Origin of the sequence: Sneathiella sp. (assembly GCF_002694385.1) — a bacterium.
In the GTDB taxonomy this organism is placed as follows: Bacteria; Pseudomonadota; Alphaproteobacteria; order Sneathiellales; family Sneathiellaceae; genus Sneathiella.
On sequence record NZ_NZMB01000020.1, the window covers coordinates 29416 to 52722 of the forward strand.

23 protein-coding genes are annotated in these 23307 nt (G+C 60.6%); 5 read left to right on the forward strand and 18 right to left on the reverse strand.

What is annotated here, in order from left to right; all coding sequences use genetic code 11:
• Positions 1 to 65: 65 nt before the first annotated feature.
• From CMN55_RS13900 to CMN55_RS13910, 3 genes are all read right to left on the reverse strand, one after another.
• Positions 66 to 1850 carry a sensor histidine kinase gene (locus CMN55_RS13900; RefSeq protein WP_293950415.1) on the reverse strand — a complete coding sequence of 595 codons (1785 nt, stop codon included), beginning with the start codon at positions 1848 to 1850 and terminating at the stop codon, positions 66 to 68.
• A gap of 359 nt (positions 1851 to 2209) precedes the next feature.
• On the reverse strand, positions 2210 to 3430 hold the full coding sequence (locus tag CMN55_RS13905; protein ID WP_293950416.1) for a bifunctional alpha/beta hydrolase/OsmC family protein: 1221 nt from the start codon (positions 3428 to 3430) through the stop codon (positions 2210 to 2212).
• A 120-nt stretch (positions 3431 to 3550) separates the two neighbouring features.
• The gene (locus tag CMN55_RS13910; protein WP_293950417.1) at positions 3551 to 4090 is read right to left on the reverse strand and encodes a hypothetical protein; all 540 of its coding nucleotides are present in this window, start codon (positions 4088 to 4090) and stop codon (positions 3551 to 3553) included.
• A gap of 498 nt (positions 4091 to 4588) precedes the next feature.
• On the opposite strand from CMN55_RS13910, the gene CMN55_RS13915 reads away from it, so the two are divergent.
• Positions 4589 to 4999, forward strand: coding sequence for an SH3 domain-containing protein (locus tag CMN55_RS13915; RefSeq protein ID WP_293950418.1), 411 nt, complete (start codon positions 4589 to 4591; stop codon positions 4997 to 4999).
• A gap of 34 nt (positions 5000 to 5033) precedes the next feature.
• Here CMN55_RS13915 and CMN55_RS13920 read toward each other — a convergent pair whose 3' ends face one another.
• The 3 genes from CMN55_RS13920 to CMN55_RS13930 are packed head-to-tail and all read right to left on the reverse strand — an operon-like array spanning position 5034 to position 6804.
• Entirely contained in the window at positions 5034 to 5474 is a 441-nt protein-coding gene (locus tag CMN55_RS13920; protein WP_293950419.1) for a YqaA family protein, read from the reverse strand.
• Between the two features lie 6 nt (positions 5475 to 5480).
• On the reverse strand, positions 5481 to 6179 hold the full coding sequence (locus tag CMN55_RS13925) for a glutathione S-transferase N-terminal domain-containing protein (protein ID WP_293950420.1): 699 nt from the start codon (positions 6177 to 6179) through the stop codon (positions 5481 to 5483).
• 10 nt (positions 6180 to 6189) lie between these two features.
• Positions 6190 to 6804, reverse strand: a complete 615-nt coding sequence (locus CMN55_RS13930; RefSeq protein WP_293950421.1) for a 2-hydroxychromene-2-carboxylate isomerase — start codon at positions 6802 to 6804, stop codon at positions 6190 to 6192.
• Positions 6805 to 6911: 107 nt separating this feature from the next.
• Between CMN55_RS13930 and CMN55_RS13935 the strand changes: the two genes are divergently transcribed.
• Positions 6912 to 7904: an aldo/keto reductase gene (locus tag CMN55_RS13935; RefSeq protein ID WP_293950422.1), complete on the forward strand. Its 993-nt coding sequence runs from the start codon at positions 6912 to 6914 to the stop codon at positions 7902 to 7904.
• An 89-nt stretch (positions 7905 to 7993) separates the two neighbouring features.
• Here the strand turns inward: CMN55_RS13935 and CMN55_RS13940 are convergent, their stop codons facing one another.
• Genes CMN55_RS13940 through CMN55_RS13970 form a run of 7 tightly spaced genes read right to left on the reverse strand, consistent with a single transcriptional unit; the run spans position 7994 to position 15702 of the window.
• Positions 7994 to 9571: an FMN-binding glutamate synthase family protein gene (locus CMN55_RS13940; RefSeq protein ID WP_293950423.1), complete on the reverse strand. Its 1578-nt coding sequence runs from the start codon at positions 9569 to 9571 to the stop codon at positions 7994 to 7996.
• Positions 9572 to 9617: 46 nt separating this feature from the next.
• Entirely contained in the window at positions 9618 to 10001 is a 384-nt protein-coding gene (gene mnhG, locus CMN55_RS13945) for a monovalent cation/H(+) antiporter subunit G (RefSeq protein WP_293950424.1), read from the reverse strand.
• Complete coding sequence (locus tag CMN55_RS13950) at positions 9998 to 10279, reverse strand: K+/H+ antiporter subunit F (protein WP_293950425.1); 282 nt, start codon at positions 10277 to 10279, stop codon at positions 9998 to 10000. The genes mnhG and CMN55_RS13950 overlap by 4 nt, the downstream gene beginning before the upstream one ends.
• Positions 10276 to 10767 carry a Na+/H+ antiporter subunit E gene (locus tag CMN55_RS13955; RefSeq protein ID WP_293950426.1) on the reverse strand — a complete coding sequence of 164 codons (492 nt, stop codon included), beginning with the start codon at positions 10765 to 10767 and terminating at the stop codon, positions 10276 to 10278. Before CMN55_RS13955 ends, CMN55_RS13950 begins: the two co-directional genes overlap by 4 nt.
• On the reverse strand, positions 10764 to 12416 hold the full coding sequence (locus CMN55_RS13960) for a monovalent cation/H+ antiporter subunit D (protein ID WP_293950427.1): 1653 nt from the start codon (positions 12414 to 12416) through the stop codon (positions 10764 to 10766). Before CMN55_RS13960 ends, CMN55_RS13955 begins: the two co-directional genes overlap by 4 nt.
• The gene (locus CMN55_RS13965) at positions 12413 to 12757 is read right to left on the reverse strand and encodes a Na+/H+ antiporter subunit C (RefSeq protein ID WP_293950428.1); all 345 of its coding nucleotides are present in this window, start codon (positions 12755 to 12757) and stop codon (positions 12413 to 12415) included. Before CMN55_RS13965 ends, CMN55_RS13960 begins: the two co-directional genes overlap by 4 nt.
• The gene (locus tag CMN55_RS13970; protein ID WP_366932073.1) at positions 12757 to 15702 is read right to left on the reverse strand and encodes a monovalent cation/H+ antiporter subunit A; all 2946 of its coding nucleotides are present in this window, start codon (positions 15700 to 15702) and stop codon (positions 12757 to 12759) included. The genes CMN55_RS13965 and CMN55_RS13970 overlap by 1 nt, the downstream gene beginning before the upstream one ends.
• A gap of 408 nt (positions 15703 to 16110) precedes the next feature.
• Here CMN55_RS13970 and CMN55_RS13975 point away from each other — a divergent pair, with 408 nt between their 5' ends.
• From CMN55_RS13975 to CMN55_RS13985, 3 genes are all read left to right on the forward strand, one after another.
• Complete coding sequence (locus CMN55_RS13975; protein ID WP_293950430.1) at positions 16111 to 17091, forward strand: TerC family protein; 981 nt, start codon at positions 16111 to 16113, stop codon at positions 17089 to 17091.
• A gap of 116 nt (positions 17092 to 17207) precedes the next feature.
• Complete coding sequence (gene gdhA / locus CMN55_RS13980) at positions 17208 to 18557, forward strand: NADP-specific glutamate dehydrogenase (RefSeq protein WP_293950431.1); 1350 nt, start codon at positions 17208 to 17210, stop codon at positions 18555 to 18557.
• 148 nt (positions 18558 to 18705) lie between these two features.
• Positions 18706 to 19059 carry a DMT family protein gene (locus CMN55_RS13985; RefSeq protein WP_293950432.1) on the forward strand — a complete coding sequence of 118 codons (354 nt, stop codon included), beginning with the start codon at positions 18706 to 18708 and terminating at the stop codon, positions 19057 to 19059.
• Between the two features lie 8 nt (positions 19060 to 19067).
• Here the strand turns inward: CMN55_RS13985 and CMN55_RS13990 are convergent, their stop codons facing one another.
• Genes CMN55_RS13990 through CMN55_RS14010 form a run of 5 tightly spaced genes read right to left on the reverse strand, consistent with a single transcriptional unit; the run spans position 19068 to position 23305 of the window.
• Positions 19068 to 19829, reverse strand: coding sequence for an SDR family NAD(P)-dependent oxidoreductase (locus CMN55_RS13990; protein WP_293950433.1), 762 nt, complete (start codon positions 19827 to 19829; stop codon positions 19068 to 19070).
• Between the two features lie 10 nt (positions 19830 to 19839).
• Entirely contained in the window at positions 19840 to 20328 is a 489-nt protein-coding gene (locus CMN55_RS13995) for a DUF3833 domain-containing protein (protein WP_293950434.1), read from the reverse strand.
• Positions 20297 to 21640 carry an MFS transporter gene (locus tag CMN55_RS14000; RefSeq protein ID WP_293950435.1) on the reverse strand — a complete coding sequence of 448 codons (1344 nt, stop codon included), beginning with the start codon at positions 21638 to 21640 and terminating at the stop codon, positions 20297 to 20299. Before CMN55_RS14000 ends, CMN55_RS13995 begins: the two co-directional genes overlap by 32 nt.
• On the reverse strand, positions 21637 to 22155 hold the full coding sequence (locus tag CMN55_RS14005) for a chalcone isomerase family protein (RefSeq protein WP_293950436.1): 519 nt from the start codon (positions 22153 to 22155) through the stop codon (positions 21637 to 21639). The genes CMN55_RS14000 and CMN55_RS14005 overlap by 4 nt, the downstream gene beginning before the upstream one ends.
• On the reverse strand, positions 22145 to 23305 hold the full coding sequence (locus CMN55_RS14010) for an SAM-dependent methyltransferase (RefSeq protein ID WP_293950437.1): 1161 nt from the start codon (positions 23303 to 23305) through the stop codon (positions 22145 to 22147). Before CMN55_RS14010 ends, CMN55_RS14005 begins: the two co-directional genes overlap by 11 nt.
• Between the last annotated feature and the right edge of the window lie 2 nt (positions 23306 to 23307).

Genomic DNA, 23307 nt, shown 5'->3' on the forward strand with positions numbered 1-23307 from the left:
GTGTTGACCATCACGGGCGGGGGCGTTGTCGGACCGGTTGCCCTTACGCCGTCGCTAAATCTCTCTCAGATTCCTTCCTGTGCACCGCGCGGCGCGTCCTCTTTCCGCTCCCCCCGTGGCAGGGTGACGACATTCTGCGCCTGCTGCACCAGCGGAATCCGCACCACGAAGTCGGAGCCGATCCCGGCATAGGAATTACAGATGATCTCGCCGCCGAGATGGCGCAGCGTTTCCCCCGCCGCATGCAGGCCAAGGCCGAGGCCGCCCGCCATCTGCGCCGCATTCTTCAGCCGCACGCCGCGTTCGAAAATGCGCGGGATGTCCGCCTCCTCGATGCCGATGCCGGTATCCTCCACCTTCAGGATCAGCGTCTCCTCCTCCAGCGAGGTGGAGATTTTCACCGCGCCGCCCGGCTTGGTATAGTTGATGGCGTTACTGACCAGCGTGCAGAGAATACGGTGAAGCTGCGCGGGGAAGTCGATCTCGCGCCCGTCCGGCACATGGTTGACCCAGTTGAACAGGAGCTGGCGTTCCTGCACCGGCTTGTCGAATTTTGCGAGGGCATCCGCGAGGGTTTTGCTGATTTTCTGCTTCGCCGGGCCGTTCAGCCCGACGGCCAGCCGCCCCTCGCTCATCGCCGTGGCACTATCCAGGAAATCGGCGAGATGCTGCTTGAGGGACGTGGCAATTTCTTGCGCGCGCGGGCCGAAATCCTGCCCCACAGCCTCGGCCTCACGGGTGAAGTCGCCGACCAGATCGGTCAGCTTCTGGATATCGCGGCGAATGGCGAGGCTTTCATCGATGGTGTCATTGGCAAGGCGATGCTCGGCCTCGACCAGCAGCCGCTCGCGAATGCGGATTTCGCTGCTCTGGTCAAACAGTGCGACGATGCGCATGGTGCCCGCGCGGTTGGTGGAAAAATCGGCGCGGACCGGAATTTTACGCCCGCTTTGCAGCTCGATTTCCGTGGCAATCCGGCGCGCCCGGCCGGTTTCGAACGACATGGCCGCGTTATCGGGGATCGGCGCCTCGATAATCTGCGAGAGGCTGGCGCCGATCAGATTCTCGGGCTTCGTCTCCAGCAGCTTCGCCGCCGCCAGATTGCAATGGCGGATGATCTTGTCCGGCCCGGCGATCAGGAAGGGCACCGTCGAATGATCGAGAAAACTGTCGAGCAGCGATTTCGTTTCGCTCCTCTCGCGCACCGCGCGGCGCTTCAGATATTCAAACCGCAGCCCCATCACCACCGCCACCGTCAGCAGCAGGCCGATGGCGAACAGCGTCGTATAGAGCGATTGCAGATTGTTGCTATCCTGCTCGATGGCCTGAACCACCTGATTGCGAAAGGCCGATTTCTGCGCCTCATAAAGTTTCAGGATATTGCCAAACGCGGCAAAGGCGGCATCGTCATTGATATTGATGGTGGCGTCGATCTCGGCGATGGACCGGCCCTCCCCGCGCAGCTGGTCAATGCGGTTGAGGCTGACGAAATAATTGCGCAAGGCGGCGTCGATGGCCGCCACATCCGCTTCCGCCGCCGCGCCGAAATGCTGGCGGATGACGGTCAGCTCCGCGCGCGCCGCTTCGAAATGGCGGAAAAATTCCGCCTTGTCCGCCGGATCGTCGCGCAGCAGATAATCCTTGAAGTTGTGAATCATGCCATGAAAGCCGACCAGGCTCATCACCTGTTCGCGGTTATCGGTGATATCGGCGAAGTGACGGTCCTCCTTCAGCCAGCGGGTTGGCGCATTCAGGGAATAGACCTGATAGGTCCAGAAAAACAGCAGGGCAAAGAGCGCCGCCACAAAGGCCAGCAAAACGCCGAAATTCCGATGAAACTGTTCCGTCACGATAAAATCCTCCCACCGATACGCCGTACAAACCCGATGGATACAAAGGTCCTACGGATAGTGTCGCGGGAAAGATTTAAGATTTGGTTAATTTTGCCACGGCGGCGGAGAAAGAAATCACCCGGGGGAACAAACTGTGCTGTTTGTGTCGCATTTTGATAAAAATTTATCGAGTTTTCACAGTATGCTATACAATCATGGCGAAACTATGTCTGAATCAGTTTTTGCCGGAAGAGAGGCAACAAAACAGGGAACAGATTACAGACAGCTCACAGAACAATTCACGGGCAGGAAAGCCGCCTTACTCTGCCCCGCCGTCAGTTTTTCCGTAGTGATCCGCCGCCGCCGGGATGCTCCGTTCAGGTGAGACGGGTCGAGATTTTCACCTCCGAATGCAGGGTGCGGTGAACCGGGCAGCGATCGGCGATTTCCAGCAGCCGCGCCCGCATCTCGTCATCGAGATCGCCGATCAGCTCGATCTCCCGCTCGATATGGTCGATCTTGCCCTCCTTCGTGTCGCAGTCGGCGCAATCCTCGGCGTGGATCTTGGCATGGCTGAGCCGGACCGAGACATGCCGCAGCGGCCATTTCTTGCGGTTGGCATACATGCGGATGGTCATGGAGGTGCAGGCCCCGAGGCCGCTCAGCAGCAGATCATAGGGGTTGGGGCCGCGATTTGTCCCGCCCATGGCGAAGGGTTCATCCGCAGTCAGACGATGCCCGGCGGCGGAAATATGCTGGCGAAAGCCGTCCCCCGCCTCGATCACGAAGGTATCCGTCGCCTCTCCGGTGAGACCGGTCTTCGGCTCCGTCTCCATCAGGGTGGGAATATAGCGGCGCGCCCAGCTGCCGATCATCTCCGCCGCGTAAGCGGCATCGGCGCTGCGCCGCAGAAGATGATCCGCCCGGTCGAGCGAGAGGAAGCTTTTCGGATGCCGCGCCGCGACAAAGATATTGGTGGCGTTGTTGATGCCGACGATCTGATCCAGCGGCGCATGCAGGATCAGCAGCGCCTTCTTCAGTTTCTTCAGCCGGTCGGTTTGCGCAAAATTGTCGATATCGTCGAGAAACTGGCGCTTCACCCGGAACGGGCGGCCACCGATATTCACCTCGACCGCCGTGTCGCTCGCGCGAATCTCGGCATGCTGATCCAGGAAATGCTGCCCCGCATGGGCCGGATCGAACGGCGCGCCGATGGTCGCCACGGCCTTCACATCCGGCAGCTCGACCGCCGCCGCCAGCACCGCCGCGCCGCCCAGGCTGTGCCCCACCAGCAGGCTTGGCGCCTGATAATTTTCAGCAAGAAATTCAGCGGCTTTCAGGAGATCTTGAATATTCGAGGTGAAGTTTGTATTGGCGAAATCGCCGTCGCTTTCGCCAAGCCCGGTGAAATCGAAACGCAGCGTGGCGATGCCAAGGCCGGTCAGCGTTTCGGAAATGCGGCTGGCCGCGAAAATATCCTTCGTGCAGGTGAAGCAATGGGCGAACAGCGCATAGGTCAGCGGTTTGCCGACGGGCAGATCGAGCCTGGCCGCCAGCCGTCCATCCGTGCCCTCGAATGTGATCTCTTCCGTCTGCATGACCCGCTCCTTCCCGTTCAATGTCTATATGCCTTCGGCAAGTTGTAGCATTTCATGGCGGGGGATGCGCCTAAAAACAGCGCACGGGCAGCGGCGCGGGCGCGGCGGACGGCGCGGCGATCAGCTTTCGTCGCCGGCCAGCAGATTTTTGAATATGAAATCGAGGGCGGGGCCGCCCGGCGGCGGATAATCGCCCCCCAGCAGGGCATGGGAGACATCCGCTGTCTCTACGGCGGCGAAGGGCGGCAGCAGCGAGGTGGCATAGTCAAGATCGGCGGGACTGTCCTCTCCCGTTGCGGTCAGGCGGATATTGTCATACAGCCGGTCAAGATCGAGCATGTCCGTCGCCGGATCAATCAGCAACGCCGGGATATCCGGGATCGCCGCCGTCGCCGGGACAGAGCCATCATGCTCCCCGATTACCTGATCGACATCGAAAAAGGCATCTTCCATAACGGGCGGAATATGCTCCTCCAGCAGCAGGTCATGCTCCTCTAGGCTATCGGCGAGGACAAGCTCCTCCCCCGGTGCACCGAGCATATGATCATGCCCTTCGATCAGCGCGACAGTCGCCAGATCATACGGCAGGGTTTCGATACGCGGCCCTTCGGCCGTATCATCGATGAACAGAATATCCTCTGTCACGTCTTCCCCGATCATATATCACCGCTCCATCCGCCTGTTCAGGCGATAAATTCCTGCGACTATATTTCACTTACGGGTAAATTAGCGAAATGATCAACACCCCGCATACCTCATTCAGGGGGTTTTCCGAAAATGCCACAATTCAGTATTTATCATTAATATCAATGGGGTACAGAATTTACGAATAGTTAACATTAAACTTTCGTTAATTTATGCCGGTTCCGCCCCCGCTTATCCCCCAAATGACGGATAAGCGCCCGGATCTGTGTGACGGAACAGCAAAGCCTCCGCCCTCTCAGGATATGCCATTCTGGGCAACGTGAATCCGGCGGGAAAAGGCATTTTGCGGGCAATAACGGTCCGGAAATGCAATTTTTTACGCCTCCATTGATGAAAAATGCACTTTTTTTGGCCTATAACCCTTTATTAACTTTCCTTAACAATCGTTTTTTAATACCTTCTGTCGAACATGGCCAACTGTACATTCTGATTACCCAGCCGATGAGGTTTATTGTGAGCTCATTTTCAACTTCTCTCGCCGCCGTCAAAGCCGCCGCTGCAAAGTCGGCTCTCGCTTTCGGGGCTCTTGCCATCGGGCTTGGCGTGACCCTGTCCGCCGGCACCGCAACCGCCATGGATGACCCTGAAGATCCCGCCGTCGTCCGCGTCAATATGAAAGCGGGTGGCACGCTCAATGTCCGCAAGGATCCGTCCCTGAAGGGGCAGAAGATTGGCTCCCTGCCTGCCGAAGCGGGCGGCATTGTCAATCTCGGCTGCCATGTGGGCATGCCCTATCTGGAATGGCGCACCTCCACCACTGCGGTGCGCAAAGTCGAAACCCGCCGCAAATGGTGCAATATCGAATATAACGGCATGACCGGCTGGACCGCCGGGCAGTATCTGGAAGCGGATCTGAAAGACTGATCCTGCGTCCGCGATCCGGCCCGCGCCTGACCGCCTAGTCGATGACAAGCTGCGCTGCCTGTAGCACGAACAGGTAGCGCGCGCCCTTGCCGATGGTCACCAGCAGCAGGAAAAACCAGAAATTCACCCGGAATGTTCCGGCGACCAGCGTCAGCGCGTCGCCGATAAAGGGCGCCCAGGCGAGCAGCAGCGACCAGCGGCCATAGCGCTCATACCAGTCATGTACCCGGTTGAAGGTCTTTTCCTTGATCGGGAACCAGCGGCGGTCCCGATAGGCGGAGAAAAACCGGCCGAGCAGCCAGTTGAGAACGGACCCCAGCACATTGCCCGCCGTCGCCACCAGCAGCAACAGCAGCGGCGTCCCCTTCCCTTCATTCAGCAGCAGGACCATCGCCGCTTCGGACGTGCCGGGCAACACTGTCGCCGAGGCAAAGGCCGACAGCAACAGGCCGCCATAAACGGCGAGGCTCTCCATACGCGATCAGCTTTGTCGGGGCACGCGCTGCGCCATCAGATTCTGCCGCGCTTCATCGCTCCATTTGCCGGTCGGTTTGCTGAGATCGCGCCCCACCTCATAGCCGCGCCGCAGCGCCGGGCGCGCCTTGCAGCGGTCATACCAGGCGCGGATGTTGGGAAATTCCGCGAGGTCGATTTCCTGCTTCTTATAGGTCAGGATCCATGGCCAGCAGGCCATATCGGCAATGGAATATTCACCGCAGATATAGTCCCGCCCGTCAAGGCGGCGATCCAGCACGTCATAAAGCCGCAGTGCCTCCGTCGAGTAGCGGTTCTGGGCATAAGGAATCTGTTCCGGCGCGTAGAATTTGAAATGGCCGTTTTGGCCGAGCATGGGGCCGAGCCCGCCCATCTGCCACATCAGCCATTCGATCACCTCATTGCGGCCGCGGATATCGGCGGGGATGAATTGCCCCGTCTTGTCCGCGAGATAGAGCAGGATCGCCCCGGTCTCGAACACAGAAATCGGCGCGCCGCCATCCGCCGGGTTCTGATCGACAATGGCGGGCATGCGGTTGTTGGGGCTGATTTTCAGGAAATCCGGCTCGAACTGCTCCCCCTTCTGGATATTGACGGGCACGACACGGTAATCGAGGCCCATTTCCTCCAGCGCGATGGAGATTTTCCAGCCATTGGGCGTCGGCCAGTAGTAAAGATCAATCATGACGCGTCCCTTATGCCTTGTTCAGCTTCGCTTCGATAAGCGGGAAGCGGTCATTGCCGAAAAACATATCCGTCTTGTTCAGGAAGATGGTCGGTGTGCCATAGCCGCCGCGCGCCATCACCTCTTCGGTATTGTCTTTGAGGGCGTCCTTGTATTTCTGGTCCTTGATCTTCTCGAAATATTCGGTCATGTCGAGATTGACCTCGCTCACCACCTCTTTCAGCACGTCATCCTGGGAAATATCCTTGCCTTCGCTCCAGTAAATTTCGAACACCCGCCGCGCGTAAGGCACGAGCTTGCCCTGTTCATCGGCATAGATGGCGCCGCGCATGGCCTTCACGCTGTTGACGGGGAAGACCGGCAACTCCGACATATGCTTCACCGTGATGCCGACATATTCGGCCCAGTCCTGCAAATCCTTCTTCTGGTAGCGCAGCTTTGGCTTGACCGGATTCTGCCGCGACGCATAGACGGACGGGTTGATGGTGTTGAAAATGCCGCCGACCAGGATAGGGCGATAGCTGACCTCAAGCTTTGGATGCCGCGCGTGGAGCTGTTGCAGGCTTTCAAAGCCGAGATAGGTCCAGGGGCTGGAACAATCAAAGAAAAATTCAAGGGTCTGCACGGGTCGCCTCCTTTACTGTTGTTTTTTTTAACCTTCGCGCCTTGACCCTAGCATAGGATCGGTTTTAAGAAAAATACAAGACGCTGATTTTACAAGGATAACAAAACATGCAGAAGCGACCGCTCGGGCAAAACGGGCCACAGGTGGGGGCCATCGGCCTCGGATGTATGAGTTTCGCGGGCTTTTACGGCGCGACCGATATGGCGGAAAGCCATGCGACACTCAAAAAGGCGATGGACCTCGGCGTTGATTTTCTCGACACCTCCAACATCTATGGCATGGGCAAGAGTGAGGATGTCATCGGTGCGTTCCTCAAGGACAATCCCGGCTTTTTCAAAATTGCCACCAAGGGCGGGATCAAGCGCGATGTGAAGGCCAACACACGCAGTTTTGATAACAGTGAGGCCTATTTACGGGCGGAACTTGAAGGATCGCTGAAACGTCTCGGCGTTGATCATGTGGCGCTTTACTATATTCACCGGCGCGATCAGTCCATCCCGATCGAGGAGGTGGTCGGCACGCTGGTCAAATTCAAGGAGGAGGGCAAGATCGGCGGTTTCGGCTTTTCGGAAATCGCCCCCGCCTCACTCCGCCGCGCCGTCGCCGTGCATCCCGTGATGGCGGTGCAGAGCGAATATTCCCTCTGGACGCGGCTGCCGGAACTTGGCATGACGCAGGCCTGCCGCGAACTCGGGACAACATTTGTTCCCTTCTCCCCGGTCGGGCGCGGGATTTTCAGCCGCACCCGGCTGGACCCGGAGATCTTCGGCAAGGCGGATTTCCGCAAAGGCAACCCGCGCTTTACCGAACCGAACTTCAGTCATAACATGAAGGCACTTCAGCCCTTCTTCACTTACGCGGCGGACAAGGGCGTCTCTCCCGCCACGCTGGCCCTTGCCTGGGTACTGGCGCAACCGGGCGACATGATTCCCATCCCCGGCACGCGTAGCGCGGCGCATCTGGAAGAATGCGCGGCGGCGGCGGAAATGAAATTGAGCGCGGATGAACTTGCCGAGATTGACAGGATCCTGCCCGTCGGCTTCGCCCATGGCGATCGCTATTCCGACACGCAGATTATCGGCATTGAGCGTTACTGCTGATCCTGTCCGAAAGATGAAAAGACAAACGGCGCCGGATCAAGGCGCCGTTTTTTTTGTCACAAGGTTGCGGGGCGGATGAGGCGGCTTTTTCAGAAAATTTCCGCCTGCGCCTTCTGCCAGTCTTTCAGATATCCGGGCCGGATGGTGTCGGAAAGCAGCTCCCCCTCATCCAGATATTCATAGATTTCATCGGTCGTGACCTCCGTCTGGTCGGCGAGGCGCTGATGAATATGCTGCGGGCCCAGATCCTCCGGTCCGTCAAGGCCGAGCGCGCCGATCAGCTCGCGCAGGCTTTCCACCGTGGCGGCATGATAATTGGCGACATGCTGCTGCCGGGTGCCGACATTGACGGCGCGGGCGCGAATGGCGTCCTGCGTCGCGATGCCGGTCGGGCAGGTGTTGTTATGGCAGCGCAGCGACTGGATGCAGCCGAGGGCGAACATCATCGGCCGCGCCACATTGCACATATCCGCGCCGAGAGCGAGTTTTTCCAGCATGTCGAAGCCGGAGACGATCTTGCCACTGGCGATGACGCGGATATCCTGCCGGTGGCCAATGCCCTTGAGGCAGCTATGCACGAAGATCAGCGCCTCATCAATGGGCACGCCAAGGCGGTTGGAAAATTCGGCGGGCGCGGCGCCGGTGCCGCCTTCCGCCCCGTCGACGGTGATGAAATCGGGCAGGATGCCGGTTTTCAGCATCGCCTTGCAGATGCTCATAAACTCGCTGCGCCGCCCGATGCAGAGCTTGAATCCGACCGGCTTGCCACCTGACAGCTCGCGTAAAGTCTGCACGAATTCCAGCAACCCTTCGGGTGTTGAAAAGGCCGGATGCGCAGGCGGGGACAGCACATCCTGCCCCATGGGCACGCCGCGAATGCGGGCGATTTCCGCATCCACCTTGGCCGCCGGCAGAACGCCGCCATGGGCCGGTTTCGCGCCCTGGCTGAGCTTCACCTCGATCATCTTCACGATGTCCTTGCCGGCATTTTCACGGAATTTGTCGGGATCGAAATTGCCATCCGCCGCGCGGCAGCCGAAATAACCGGTGCCGATCTGCCAGATAATGTCGCCGCCGCCCGCGAGATGATAAGGGCTGAGGCCCCCTTCCCCGGTATTATGGGCGAAGTTGCCGCGCCGCGCGCCCGCGTTCAGGGCATGAATGGCGGTGGAGGACAGCGCGCCGAAACTCATGGCCGAGATATTGAGGCGGGAGGCCTGATAGGGCTGTGTGCATTGCGGTCCGCCGACGACAAGCCGCATCTTGTCCGCCGCCACATGCCGCGGGGCCAGGGAATGGCTGGCCCGCTGATAGCCCACCTCCTCGATATCCCACTGGGTACCGAAGGGCTGGCTGTCCATGGCCTTGCGGGCGCGCTGATAGACCATGTTGCGCTGCTGACGATTATAGGGACGGCCGCTTTCATTGGATTCGATGAAATACTGGTGGATTTCCGGGCTGATAAATTCCAGCGCATAGCGCATATGGCCGATGACCGGATAATTGCGCAGCACATTATGCCGCGCGAAATTCATGTCATAGAGGCCGAGCAGGATATAGGGCACCAGCAGCCACAGCAGATAGATCACGGGCGACCAGAAAAACTGCACCAGAAAGATAAACAGCAGCCCGCCGATGGAAATGCCGAAGAAAATGTTGCGCGCCATGATGATCCGCTTCCTCCTCTTGCGTGATGCCGGATGCGCCGCTCCGCTAGTCCGACGCGGCCCGGTCCCGCGCTTCAGGCAGCGATCGCAGCTCTTCCGGCAGGTGATCCGCCTTTTCCAGCCGGTCGCGGTGCAGCGCCGCCCGGCCGAGCAGGATGAGCGTCACCGGCGTCGTAATGGTGATGAACAGCCCGAGGGCTATTTCATGAATGACCGCCCTGCCCTCGATATAGCTGCCGAACAGCATGGATGCAATGACAATCCCGGCGGTGCCCCAGCTCGTCCCCAAAGTCGGCGCATGGATGCGGTCATAGAAGCTTTTCAGGCGCACCAGCCCGATGGCGCCGAGCAGCGTCAGGGTTGAGCCGATCACCAGAAACAGGGCGATGGGCAGGATGATCCAGAGGGGGATGGTCGCAAAATCGGTCATTCGATCACCTCCCCGCGATAGAGGAATTTGGCGAGTGCGACCGTCGCCACAAAGCCCATGACGGCGATGACCATGGCGGCTTCGAAAAAGAAGATGGAGCCGAGACGCAGACCGACCACCAGGAACAGCAGCATCACCGTGACATAGAGCGTATCGAGGCCGAGGATGCGGTCCTGCGCGCGCGGGCCGATCAGGATGCGGTATCCGGCGCAGGCCGCCGCCAGCGACAGTGTGGCCTGGGCATAAAACAGGGCGGCATTCATGATCAGTTCGCTCATTCGAAAATCTCCATCAGCAGGGATTCATAACGCCCCTTGATCTGCGCGCGCCACAGATCCTCGTCAATCAGATCAAAGACATGCACAACCAGATGGTCCTCATCGGCGCTATATTCGATCCAGGCGGAGCCCGGCGTCGCGGTAATAATCATCGACAGCAGGGCAAGCGCCGTCGGGTCCTTCAGCTCCAGATCCAGCGGGACAAAGCCCGAATGCCGCGTGCCCCGCCGCCCGCGCGTGATAATCAGCCAGGACACCGCGAGGTTGGAGCGGATGATGTCATAAAAGACGATGCCGAACAGCTTCGGCAGCAGGATGACGCGGCGCAGGCGCGGCGTGGCGGGTTGCAGCTTCGCCATCATGGTGCCCGCGAACAGGGCAATTACGCCGCCAAGCAGCAGATTGCCGACCGAAAAGCTGGTCAGCACCAGCCAGAACAGCAGCAGCGCAAAAGACAGCAGCGGATGGGGGATCAGGCGGCGGATCATGGCGCGCCCCTTTTCATCAGGGGCGACGGCGGCGCTTGCGGCGCCTCCACATTCGGCTCATCCAGATCGTTCGTCGGCAGCGTCGCGTCGATATAATAGTCGGGCAATTCCAGGACCGTGACGGTCTCCGCCATATAGCGGACCACCGGCTCGGCCCCGATGCTGAGCAGGATCAGCATGAAAATCAGGAACAGGATCGGCGCCACCTCCAGCACCGGCACCTGCTGCGGCGGATCATCGGTGCCCCAGAATGTCTGGATGCCGATGCGGCCAAGGCCGATCATGGCGGCGAAACCGGACAGGATCAGCAGGCCGACAAAACACCAGATCACCGGCGGACTGAACCCCTCCACCTCGAACGCGGCGCCAAGCATGGTCACCTTGCCGATAAATCCGGCGAACGGCGGCATCCCCGCCAGCACCAAGAGGCTGATCAGGAAGCTGAGCGCGAGCAGCGTCGTCGCGCCGCGCATGGCCCGGGCGGGCGAGACTTCGCGGGTCTCCTCCTCCTCAAAGCCATAAGTTTCCGCCGTCAGGGCGAGCATGGCCGCAAAACCGCCGTCATCGCGGTTCATTGGCTCGCTGAGCAGAAACAGCGCCGCCAGCGCCAGCGTCGATATGGCGAGGTAATAAAGCGCCCCGGTCAGCATGGCCGCGCTCTCAACTTCCAGTGCGAAACCGATCACCGTCAGCACCGTACCGGAGGAGACGAGCACCAGAAAGCTCGCCATGCGCGCCAGAAGCTGCGACGCCAGCACCCCGGCCATGCCGAAAGCGATGGTCACAAAGCCGCAGGCCATGATGATTTCGGCGGCGATCCCCTCCTCCGCGTCGCCGCCCGCGCCGATCACCAGCATGGCGAGACGCAGGATCACATAGACGCCGACCTTGGTCATGATCGAAAACATCGCGCCGACCGGCGCCGCCCCCGCCATATAGGCGGCAGGCAGCCAGAAACAGAGCGGCCAGCTCCCCGCCTTGACCAGAAAAGCGAGCGAGAGGAAGGCGATGGCGGCGTAGAACAGCGGCCTGTCCCCGCCCGGCAGCACGGCGGCAACGCGGGCGATATCCGCCATATTGAGCGTGCCCGTCACGCCATAGACAAGGCTCGCCCCGATCAGGAAAAACAGCGACGCCGTCAGATTGACCGCGATATAATGCAGCCCCGCCTTGACCCGTGTCTGGCCCGAGCCATGCAGCAGCAATCCATAGGAAGCGGCCAGCAGCACTTCGAAAAAGACGAACAGGTTAAAGAGATCACCGGTCAGAAAGGCGCCATGCAGCCCCATCAACAGGAACTGGAACAGCGAATGGTAATTCTGCCCCTGCCGGTGCCATGCCGCCGCCGCATAGACGAGCGAGGCGAGGCCGAGCACGCTGCTGAGCAGCAGCATCATCGCCGACAGCCGGTCGAGCACCAGCGTGATGCCAAAAGGCGCCAGCCAGTCACCCAAACGGTAGACCACCGGCAGCCCCTCCTTGGCGACGCTCACCAGCTCCACCGCCACGGCGATCTGCAAAATCACCGACACAATGCCGAGGCCGATCTTCGCCTGCCGCTGCCGGTCATCATACAGCAGCATGATCGCCCCGGTCAGGAAGGGCAGCAGGATCGGCGCCATGATCAGATGGTTGGGCAATGTGCTCATTCGCGCGGCTCCTCCCCATCCACATGATCAGTGCCGCTCATCCCGCGGGCGGCGGTGAGGACCACGAGAAACAGCGCCGTCGTCGCGAAGCTGATGACAATGGCCGTCAGCACCAGCGCCTGCGGCAGCGGGTCGGCATATTGCGCGGGGTCAATCATCCCGTCGCGCGGCATGATCGGCGCCGCGCCGGGGCTGAGCCGCCCCATGGAGAAGATGAACAGATTGACCGCATAGGACAGCAGGCACAGCCCGACAATCACCTGATAGGTGCGCGGGCGCAGCAGCAGCCAGACGCCGGAGCCGCACAGAATGCCAATGGCGAGGGAGAGGATCACTTCCATCAGGCGGCCCCCGTCGGTTCTGCGGCCGGGGCGCGGGCCCCGGTGGGCGGTTGTTCAGCCTGCTCCGCAGCTTGTGCAGCGGCCGCTTCTTCAATATCCCGCACACGCGCCGCACGCAGCGTCTGGTGGGCGATGGCGATCAGCATCAGCACCGTCGCCCCGACAACGGCGGCATAAACGCCGAGATCGAAAATCAGCGCCGTCGCCGCCGGCACCCGGCCGATCAGCGGCACATCGATATATTGCGCATGCATGGTGAGAAACGGTGCGCCAAACAGCAGCGCGCCAAGACCGACCAGCCCGGCAATCAGCAGCCCGATGCCCATCCAGCGGATCGGCAGCACGGTCAGGCGGCTTTCGATCCAGCGGACATTGCTGGCGATATATTGCAGCAGGAAGCCGATGGCGAGCGTCACCCCGGCCGAGAAGCCGCCGCCCGGCAGATCATGGCCGCGGAAAAAGAGGTAAGCGGAAATGACGATCAGCACGGGGAACATCCAGCTCATGATGACGGAGGGGATATGCAGATAATCACGCAGCGCATTGGGCCCGGTATTGCGCTGCTGCACCGGTGCGGGCGCACTCTCGGCGGAGGGGCGGAAACGCCGCAGCAGGGCGTAGACGGTGAGCGCCACCACGACCAGGACGGTAATCTCGCCGAAAGTGTCAAAGGCGCGGAAATCAACCAGGATGACATTCACCACGTTGGTGCCGCCGCCTTCGTGATAGGCATTCTCCAGAAACCAGTCGCCGATGCTGGGGGTGAGCGGCCGGGTCATCATCACATAGGCAATCATGGCAAGGCCGCTGCCCGCAATCAGCGCAATGATGAAATCGCGGCCGCGGCGCAGATGCGCGACGGGCCGCTTGTCGGCGGCAATCTCCTCATCGCGCTTGGGCAGCCAGCGCAGGCCCAGCAGCAGCAGAACCGTCGTCACGATCTCCACCAGAAGCTGCGTCACCGCGAGATCGGGCGCGGAAAACCAGGCGAAGGTCAGGCAGGTGATGACCCCCGCCCCGCCCAGCATGACAAGGGCGGCCAGCCGGTGATATTTCGCCTGCCACGCCGCGCCGAGGGCGCAGGCGGCCCCGACCAGCCACATCAGGGCAAAGCCGACACTCGGCGCATTCTGCACCGGATTGTCATAGATTTTAAGGCCGCGCCACAGCGCCGCCACGGTAAAGCCGATGACCAGCACGATCAGCAGGCGGAGTTGCGGTTGCAGCTTCTCCGAGCCGATCAGCCGTTCGACGACGCGCGGCAGCTTCCAGCTAAAGGTCAGCAGCGCCCATTCATAAAGCCGCGCGATCTGGAAGCGATGCACAAGTGGCGGCCCCTCCGGTCCGCGGGCGATATAGCCGCTCAGCAGCAGGCCTGCGATGCCGCCAAGGCCAAGCGCGGCGAGGCTGATCTGCAACGCCGGGGTCAGGCCATGCCAGATGTACAGATGCGGCGCCACGAAACCGGGCCCCAGCACGGAGGTCGCGGCCAGATTGAGGATCGGCCCCAGCGTCACAGCGGGCGCGATCCCGACAATCAGGCAGACGGCGACCAGCAGTTCCACGGGCAGGCGCAAGCCATGCGCCGGTTCATGGGGCGGGCGCGGCAGATCGGTGGCGGGCGCGCCGAAAATCACCGCCTTCAAAAACCGCGTCGAATAGGCGACCGAGAAGAAGGCGGCGAGCCCCGCGCCCCATGGCAGAAGCGTGGCCAGCAGCGATCCGTCAAAAGGCTGCAGGCTCTCGGCGAGGAACATTTCCTTTGATAAAAAGCCGTTGAAGAACGGCACCCCGGCCATCGCCGCAGTCGCCAGTACCGCGAGGGCGCTGGTAATCGGCATGGCGCGATACAGCCCGCCAAGCCGCCGCATGTCGCGCGTGCCGGTCTCGTGATCAATGATGCCTGCCGTCATGAACATGGCCGCCTTGAAGGTCGCGTGATTGGCGATATGGAAGATGGCCGCGAAAATCGCGAGCGGCCCGCCCATGCCCGCCAGCGCCGTGATCAGGCCCAAGTGGCTGATCGTCGAATAGGCGAGATAGCCTTTCATATCATGGCGGAACAGCGCCACGATCGCCCCCAGCAGGCAGGTCGCCATGCCGACCCCGGTGACGGTGTGGAACCATAGCTCCGTCCCGCCGAGGGCGGGGGAAAAGCGGATCAGGATAAACACCCCCGCCTTTACCATGGTCGCCGAATGCAGATAGGCGGAGACCGGCGTCGGCGCGACCATCGCCCCCTGCAACCAGAAATGAAAGGGAAGCTGCGCCGATTTGGTGAAAGCGCCCAGCAGAAACAGCGACAGCATCACCGGATAGAGCTGATGGGCGCGGATCAGATCTCCCGACTGCAGCACCACATCCAGCGAATAGCTGTCCACCATCGCCCCCAGCAGCAGTATCGCGACCAGCAGGCAAAGCCCGCCCCCGGCGGTGACGATCAGCGCCGTGCGCGCCCCCTCACGCGCCTGCGGCCGGTCATGCCAGAAACCGATCAGCAGGAACGACATGATCGAGGTCAGTTCCCAATAAACCACCAGCATCAGAATGTTGCCGGAAATGACAATGCCCGTCATCGCCCCGGTGAACAGCATCAGAAAGGCATAAAAGCGCGGCATCGGGTCGCTTTTGGCCATATAGAAACGCGCATAGAGAACGATCAGCAGGCCGAGGATCAGGATCAGGGCAGAGAAGAACAGTGCAAAACCGTCGATCCGATAGGTAAGGCGGAGCCCGATGCTCGGCACCCAGTCGAGGGTGCTGAGAACCACCCCCTCGTCGATCACCCGCCGGTGCAGCCCCCAGAGAACCACAAGCGCGCTGATCAGGCTGAGCCCCGACAGCAGCGCCGCCGCATTCCGCGCCGTGCCCGGCAGGGTCGCGGCAAATACCGCGCCGATGAAGGGCAGCAGCGCGAGCAGCAGCAGCAAATTCTGTTCGATCATTGTTGCGGGCGGCATATCCGGAACTTTCAGCTGTACTGTCGACTTCGCCCACAACTTCCCCTGCCGCTGCCGCCCTTTCAGGCAACGTCCTCAGTATGGAAGTGTCGGGAAGGCCGATTAACCGGAACAAGGTTACTGAAATAAATGCGCCAAGACAACCGGCGTTGTCCCTGCCCCGCACCCTAAACCGCCGCGCGTGACCCAAAATCAACAGCCCTCTCAGCCCGGAAAATTTTACAGAACGGCAACGTGGTTCTTGTAATGACGGGCATGACTGCCCACGTATGCGGGGCTGGCCCGGGCCCCTCTGGCGATCTGTGTTATCGCGATGTCGGACCGCATTCTGCGTGCCGTGTGACCGGGGATATTTCAGCCGCAACCACCGGCAATTCTGACGCGAGGTGTGGTGTGGAACTGCTTCTGATCCTGTTTCTCGGCAAGCCGCTGTGGATGTGGCTGCTGTTCATGGCCTTGATTATCGGCCTGCTGGCGTTCGATCTCGGGGTGCTGAACCGCACCGATCACGTCATCGGCATCGGCGAAAGCCTGGCGCTTTCCGCCCTGTATATCTCCCTCGGCCTCGCCTTTTCCGGCTTTATCTGGTGGCAGATGGGCGGCGCGGCGACGGCGCAATATCTGACCGCCTTCGTCGTCGAGAAGACGCTGGCGATGGATAACATTTTCGTGATTGCGCTGATCTTCAGCTATTTCGCCATCCCGCCGCAGTATCAGCACCGGGTGCTGTTCTGGGGGATTATCGGCGTCATTGTGCTGCGCGGGATCATGATCGGCCTCGGCGCCACCATCGTGGCGCATTATCACTGGGTGCTGTATCTGTTCGCCGCCTTTCTGATGGTGACGGGGGTGAAGATGCTGTTCGCCTCCGACGAAACGCCAGATTTGTCTCGTAACCGGCTGATATCCTTCCTGAAAAACCGTCTGCCCGTGACGGACAGTTTGCACGGCCACGATTTTATTGCCCGCCTGCCCCGGGAGGAAGGAGGCAAGAAGGCGCTCTATGCGACACCGCTGCTGTTCGCGCTTGTGCTGATCGAGCTTGCCGATGTCCTCTTCGCCGTTGATTCGGTGCCCGCCGTCTTCACCATCACGACGGATCCGTTCCTCGCCTATACCTCGAACATCTTCGCCATTTTGGGCCTGCGGGCGCTGTATTTCGCGCTGTCCGCCATCCTGCGCCGCTTCGCCTATCTGAAATATGCGCTGTCGGCGCTGCTGGTTTTTATCGGCTCAAAGATTTTTATCGCCAAGGCGCTTGGCTGGCCGAAATTCCCGCCCGAATACTCACTCGCCATCACCCTCGCCATCCTCGCCACCGGCATCCTCGCCTCCCTCCTCCTGACGCGCGAGAAGAGGAACCCGGCGGAATAATAGCGGGCCGCCTAAAATATCATCAGAAAACTGCAAAATAATTGTTCATCTTGCCTAATTATTAGCCTAAAGAGAGCCAGTTTCACCTCCCCCTGTCCCCACATTGGAGAAGAATTGTGGTCAATGTTGATGAAAAACTGGAACCGATCCTGAATGATGTCTTGCGCCGGAATGCCGGCGAACATGAATTTCATCAGGCGGTGCGTGAAGTCCTTGAAAGCCTCGGCCGGGTGATCGCCAAGCGGCCCCGCTACGCCAACAATGCCCTGATCGAGCGGATTTGCGAGCCGGAGCGGCAGATCATTTTCCGCGTGCCGTGGGTCAATGACCGCGGCCAGGTGCGCATCAACCGCGGCTTTCGCGTCCAGTTCAATTCCGCCCTCGGCCCCTATAAAGGCGGGATTCGCTTTCACCCCTCGGTCAATGTCGGGATCATCAAGTTCCTCGGATTTGAGCAGACCTTCAAGAATGCCCTGACCGGCATGCCCATCGGCGGCGGCAAGGGCGGATCGGACTTCAGTCCGCGCGATCGGTCGGATGCCGAAATCATGCGCTTCTGCCAGTCCTTCATGACGGAGCTGCACCGCCATATCGGCGAATATGTCGATGTTCCGGCGGGCGATATCGGCGTCGGCGGCCGCGAAATCGGCTATATGTTCGGGCAGTATAAGCGCCTGACCAACCGTTATGAGGCGGGTGTGCTGACCGGCAAGGCGCTGTTCTATGGCGGCTCCCGCGCGCGCAAGGAGGCGACCGGATATGGCGCCGCCTATTTCGTCCGCCGCATGTTGCAGACGAAAGGCCATGATTTCGACGGGAAGAAGGTCGTCGTCTCCGGTTCCGGCAATGTCGCCATCTATACCATGGAAAAGGTCATCGAATTTGGCGGTAAAGTGATCGCCTGCTCTGATTCCAACGGATATGTGGTCGATGAAACGGGGATAGATTTTGCCCTTGTGAAGGACATCAAGGAGGGGCGCCGCGGCCGCATTTCCGAATATGCGAAGATCAAGGGCGGTCATGCCCGCTATGTGGAGGGCGGCTCAATCTGGGATGTGCCCTGCGATGTCGCCATGCCCTCCGCCACGCAGAATGAACTGACGGGCAAAGACGCCAAGATACTGATCAAAAACGGCGTCATGGCTGTCGGGGAAGGCGCAAACATGCCCACAACGCCCGAGGCCGTACGCTTCTTCCAGGAAGCCGGGGTGCTGTTCGCCCCTGGCAAGGCGGCCAATGCGGGCGGTGTCGCCACCTCGGCGCTGGAGATGCAGCAGAACGCCTCCCGCGATAGCTGGACATTCGAGCAGACGGAGGCCCGTCTCGCAGAAATCATGCATAACATCCATGACACCTGCGCCGCCACGGCGGAGGAATATGGCACGCCCGGCGATTATGTGCTCGGCGCAAATGTCGCCGGTTTCGTCCGCGTGGCCGAAGCGATGGACGCCCTCGGCGTTATCTGAGGACAGCCTGAAGGGGAAGACGGCAACGCGCTTCCCCTTCCCTGCGCCCCTTGTTCTGCGGGGAAGAGAAGGGCAGCGGCGCCCGTTAATCACGCTTTATCGGCCTTTGATTGAGTGGTAAATTCCCGGCAAATTACAGGGGTTGTCCATGTTTCAGCATCTTGCCTATCTCACGCCCGTCCTGCTGCTTTCCATCAGTAATATTTTCATGACATTCGCCTGGTATGGCCATCTCAAATTTCCGCAGGCCGCGCTGTGGCTGGTGATCCTTGTCTCCTGGGGGATTGCGCTGCTGGAATATTGCTTCGCAGTGCCCGCCAACCGCCTCGGCTATGCCGTCTACAGCGCGGCGGAACTCAAAACCATTCAGGAGATCATCACCCTGATCGTTTTTGTCGGCTTTTCCGTGCTGTATCTGGGTGAGAAAATCACGCTGCACCATCTGGGCGGTTTTACGCTGATTGCGGCAGGTGCCTTCTTCATCTTCACCGCGCCGAAATAAGCCCGCCCTCAGGGCCTGATCCGCTTGAGGAGCGGCAGCAGCAGCCCATAGGGCAACAGCCGCAGCAGTTTCAGCACATAAGTGAATCGCTTCGGGAAGTGGATTTCAAAGCGCCGGGAGAGAAGACCGTCGGCAATGGCCTGCGCCGCGGCCTCCGGCTCGATCATCATCGGCATATCGAAACTGTTCTTGTCGGTCAGCGGCGTGCGGACGAAACCCGGGCTGATCAGCCGGACATCGCAGCTCTCACGGCATTCCACCCGCAGGCTTTCCGCAAGGTTGATGATGGCGGCCTTGGTCGCACTGTAGGGCTGCCCGCCTGGCAGGCCGATATAACCGGCGACGCTGCCGCAGAGGGCGAGCTGCCCCCGCGCCGTCTGCCCCTCAAACACCGGCAGCACCGCATGGGCGACATTCAGCATGCCACTCAGATTGATATCAACCATCTGCCGCGCGACGGCCATATCCATTTCGGCAAAGCGCATCGGCGTATAAGCGGCGGCGAGGCAGACCACATGATCAATCCGCCCGAAGGCGGCCGCAATGGCGCGGGCGGTGCGGGCGACGGTTTCCGCCTCGGTGATATCGAGCGCGAACACCCGGTGCCGCCCGCGAAGGGCGGTGTTCATCATCTCCAGCTCCTCCTCACGGCGAGCGGAGAGCGCCAAGGTTGCGCCGCGCGCATCCAGCTCCCGCGCCAGCGCGCGGCCGATACCGCTGCTGGCGCCGATGATCCAGACAATGCGGTTATGATAATCGCCTGTGGTCATAATAGTCTTCTTATTGTTTTTGCATGAAGATGGTCAGTTCGGACACCGTGATGCCGAATTTCTTGAGATAGGAACGGTTGATCAGCACGCCGTCATTCATCACCCACATCCAGTCATCAAATGTAAGACGATAGGTTGTATCATCCACCGGCAGGTCCATCACATAGTTCCATCGCACCGCGCTGCCATCTGTCGCGCCGCTGGCCGTGCCGATGATGTCCGATGCCGTGCCTTCATACTGGTTGTCGGCCAGCTTGCGGATTGTCCACACGCGTTCCTGCGTCTTGCCGTCATAATAGACGAATTTTTCGCGCAGGGTACCGACATTCCCTTCCCAACTGCCGACCATTTCCACATCGAAGCGCTGCACCACGCGGCCGCGCCAGTCCTGCACAAGACCCCAGGCCTTTACAGGACCGTTGAAATAATCCTGCAAATCCGCCGTGGGCGTCGTGCCTTCATATAGGTCAAGCCTGTTTCCGCCGCAGCCGCTCAGCATGAGAAGAACTCCTGTTATTGCCATGAATTTGAATATGTTCATCATTCTGTCCCGAAGATGGTCTGATAAAGAGGAAGTAAAGCAATCCCGCCGCCAGCAGTTTGAACAGGCAGGGGATCAGCGCATAGATGACGGAGAGGGCAAGCAACGCCCCGGCCGTATTCCCCGTTCCCGGCTGGAACCCGGCGAGATCGAGAAACGGCAGCGCCAATGCCGAGGCAAGGGCAAGGCTGCCCTTGGCGAGAAACGCCAGAAAGGCGTAATGGGTGCCGGAATAGGATTCATTCCCCGCTGCATGCACCTGATCGGCGAGCAGCGAGGGCGGTAGGCTCAAATCCGCGCCGAGGGCAAGGCCGGACAGGGTGCAGACAAGCCCGTAGAACCAGATATCCCCGGCCCCCAGAAAGAAGGCGCCGATAAACCCGGCGAGGGCGACAAGATGGGCAATGGCCCAGGCTTCATATTTGCCGAAACGGGCCGACAGCCGTTTCCAGAGCGGCATCCCGGCCATCCCGGCGAGGAAATACAGCAGCAGGAATGGACCGGTCAGCGCCTCTGCCCCCAGCAGATCCCGTACAAAGAAAATCACCAGCACCGCCGGTATGGCGGAGGCCAGCATGCTGATCCCATAGGCAAGGAATAACCGGCGGCTGGCCGATGGCAACGCTCCGATTGCAGCGCGCAATGAGCGATGTCGCATATCCCCGTCCGGTGTGCGAGGCACAGCTGCAATGCGGGCAAACGCCGCCAGACCGGCCACCGTTAACAGGGCCAGGATGGCGCTGTAATAAAGATAAACCTGCGTCTCCGGCACCAGCCGTTGCAGCAGCGTCGGCAGCGATACCGCGAGCACCAGCCCGGCAAGGCCCACCCCTTCCCGCGCTGCGGCGATGCGGGTCTGATCCGCCTTCTCCGTGGTCCAGAGGGTCGCCCGGACGCCAAGCGCGATGGCAATCATGCTGTAGCTGGTTGTCGCCACAAATAGACAGAGAGAAAAGCGCAGCAGCGGGCTCATGGCCGTCGCGTTGAACAGCAGAAAAACGGACAGACAGAGGCATATCCCCGCCCCGATCAAAATAGGCATCAGCCGCCCCGCCAGCCGGTCGGAGATCCGACCGATCAGCGGGTCCTGCACCGCGTCCAACAGGCGGATGACCAGCAGCGCCGCGCCCAGCGTCGCCAGCGGTACGCCATATTCCGTCGCATAGAAATCCGGCGCCAGCACATAGAGCGGAAAGCCCGCAAAAGCCAGCGGCAGGGCGATCAGCGCATATTGGGCAAGGGCGCGGCTGGTGATGGGAGTCGACTTCATGGCATCCCCAGCAGGGCCTGCCGCAGCCCCGGTTCGGAGGTGTTCTCCGCGAGCCAGATGGCGAAAAAGCGGCGTCCGAATTCCGCATCTCGAATTGTGCCGATGGCCCTGCCATCCTGATAGAAATCGGTTTCCGCCCCCGGCATATGAATGGCGGTGAGGCGCGTGCCCTTCTGCACATCGGGGAATATGGTCGCCATCTGCCCGTGCCAGGCGGCAAGGCGGACTTCATCGGTAAAGCCCTGATTGCGCATTTCCTGAACCGACCGGTCAGCAATCGCCCGGCCGTCAAGGGCTCGGAAATAGTCAATGGAGAGTGCGAAGGGCCGCGACGGATCCCACTTGCCGCCCGGTGCATACAGCGTCGCCTCATAGATATCCCAGAAGGCATAGCTGAGCACTCCCTGACCGACCATACGCGCATCGGGGACGGTCTGGTTAATGATATCATCAGCGCGGACAAGCCCGGCCGACAGCAGCAGCGCGACCAATGCCGCAAGAAATTTACGAGGCATGACGTAATTCCCACTGCATGACATCGGTGCGCCCGTGCCGGAAGGCGGCGATGCAGGAGGTCAGGTAAAACCGCCAGAGACGGATAAAGGGTTCGTCAAAACCAAGGGCGCGCACCTCATCAAGCTGGGCTTCGAAATTGTCCAGCCAATGTGTGAGAGTGCGGGCATAATCGGGCCCGAAGGCGAAGGCATCCGTCACCTGCAAACCGGCCTTCGCACTCGCGGCGCGAAATTTTTCCGGCGACGGCAGCATGCCCCCGGGAAAGATAAAGGTGCGGATGGCATCCCCGCCCCGCCGATACTGATCGAAGGCGTCATCGCTGATGGTGATGGTCTGGACAAGCGCCTTGCCCTTGCCCGCCAGCAGCGACTTCAGCTTGTCAAAGTAAAGCGGCCAGAATTTCTCGCCCACCGCCTCGAACATTTCGATGGAGACAATCTGGTCATAGCGGCCTTTCTGGTATCGGTAATCCTCAAGCGCGATGACGGCCTCCTTGCCCACGCGGTTTGAGGCAAATTCATGCTGCGCCTTTGAGATGGTCAGCCCCTTGAAATCATAATCACCCCGCTGCACAGCCCGTTCGGCAAACCCGCCCCAGCCGCAGCCGATTTCCAGCAGCCGGCCCGACGGTCCGACACGGTCGATGATCCGGTCATATTTGCGGTGCTGGGCATCGAAGAGCGTGTCCTCCCCCTCATCAAAGAGCGCAGAGGAATAAGTCATGGTCTGATCCAGCCAGAGGGCGTAGAACTCATTGCCGAGATCATAATGGGCATGGATATTCTTCTTGCTGCCGCGCACGGTGTTGCGGGTGAAAAGATAAGCCATGCGCGCGGCAATGCGGCCAAACGCCCCGCCGCAGATATAGCTATCGAGGGCGGCCTGATTCTGCATTCCGAATTCGAACAGGCGGGTCGGATCGGGCGAATCCCAAAGCCCGTCGCGATAGCATTCCGCAAGGGCGATATCCCCGCGCCGGAGCGCCGCGCCAATGACCCGCCAGTCATGCAGGATCAGCACCGCCTCCGCGCCCGGCTCCGGCCCTTCGAAATGCCGGATTTTGCCGTCCGGCAGGGTCACGGTCAGCGCGCCGTGGCGGATATGTTCAAGGCTTTGCAGAAACCGGGTTGTTACCTGGCGGTCAAACATGA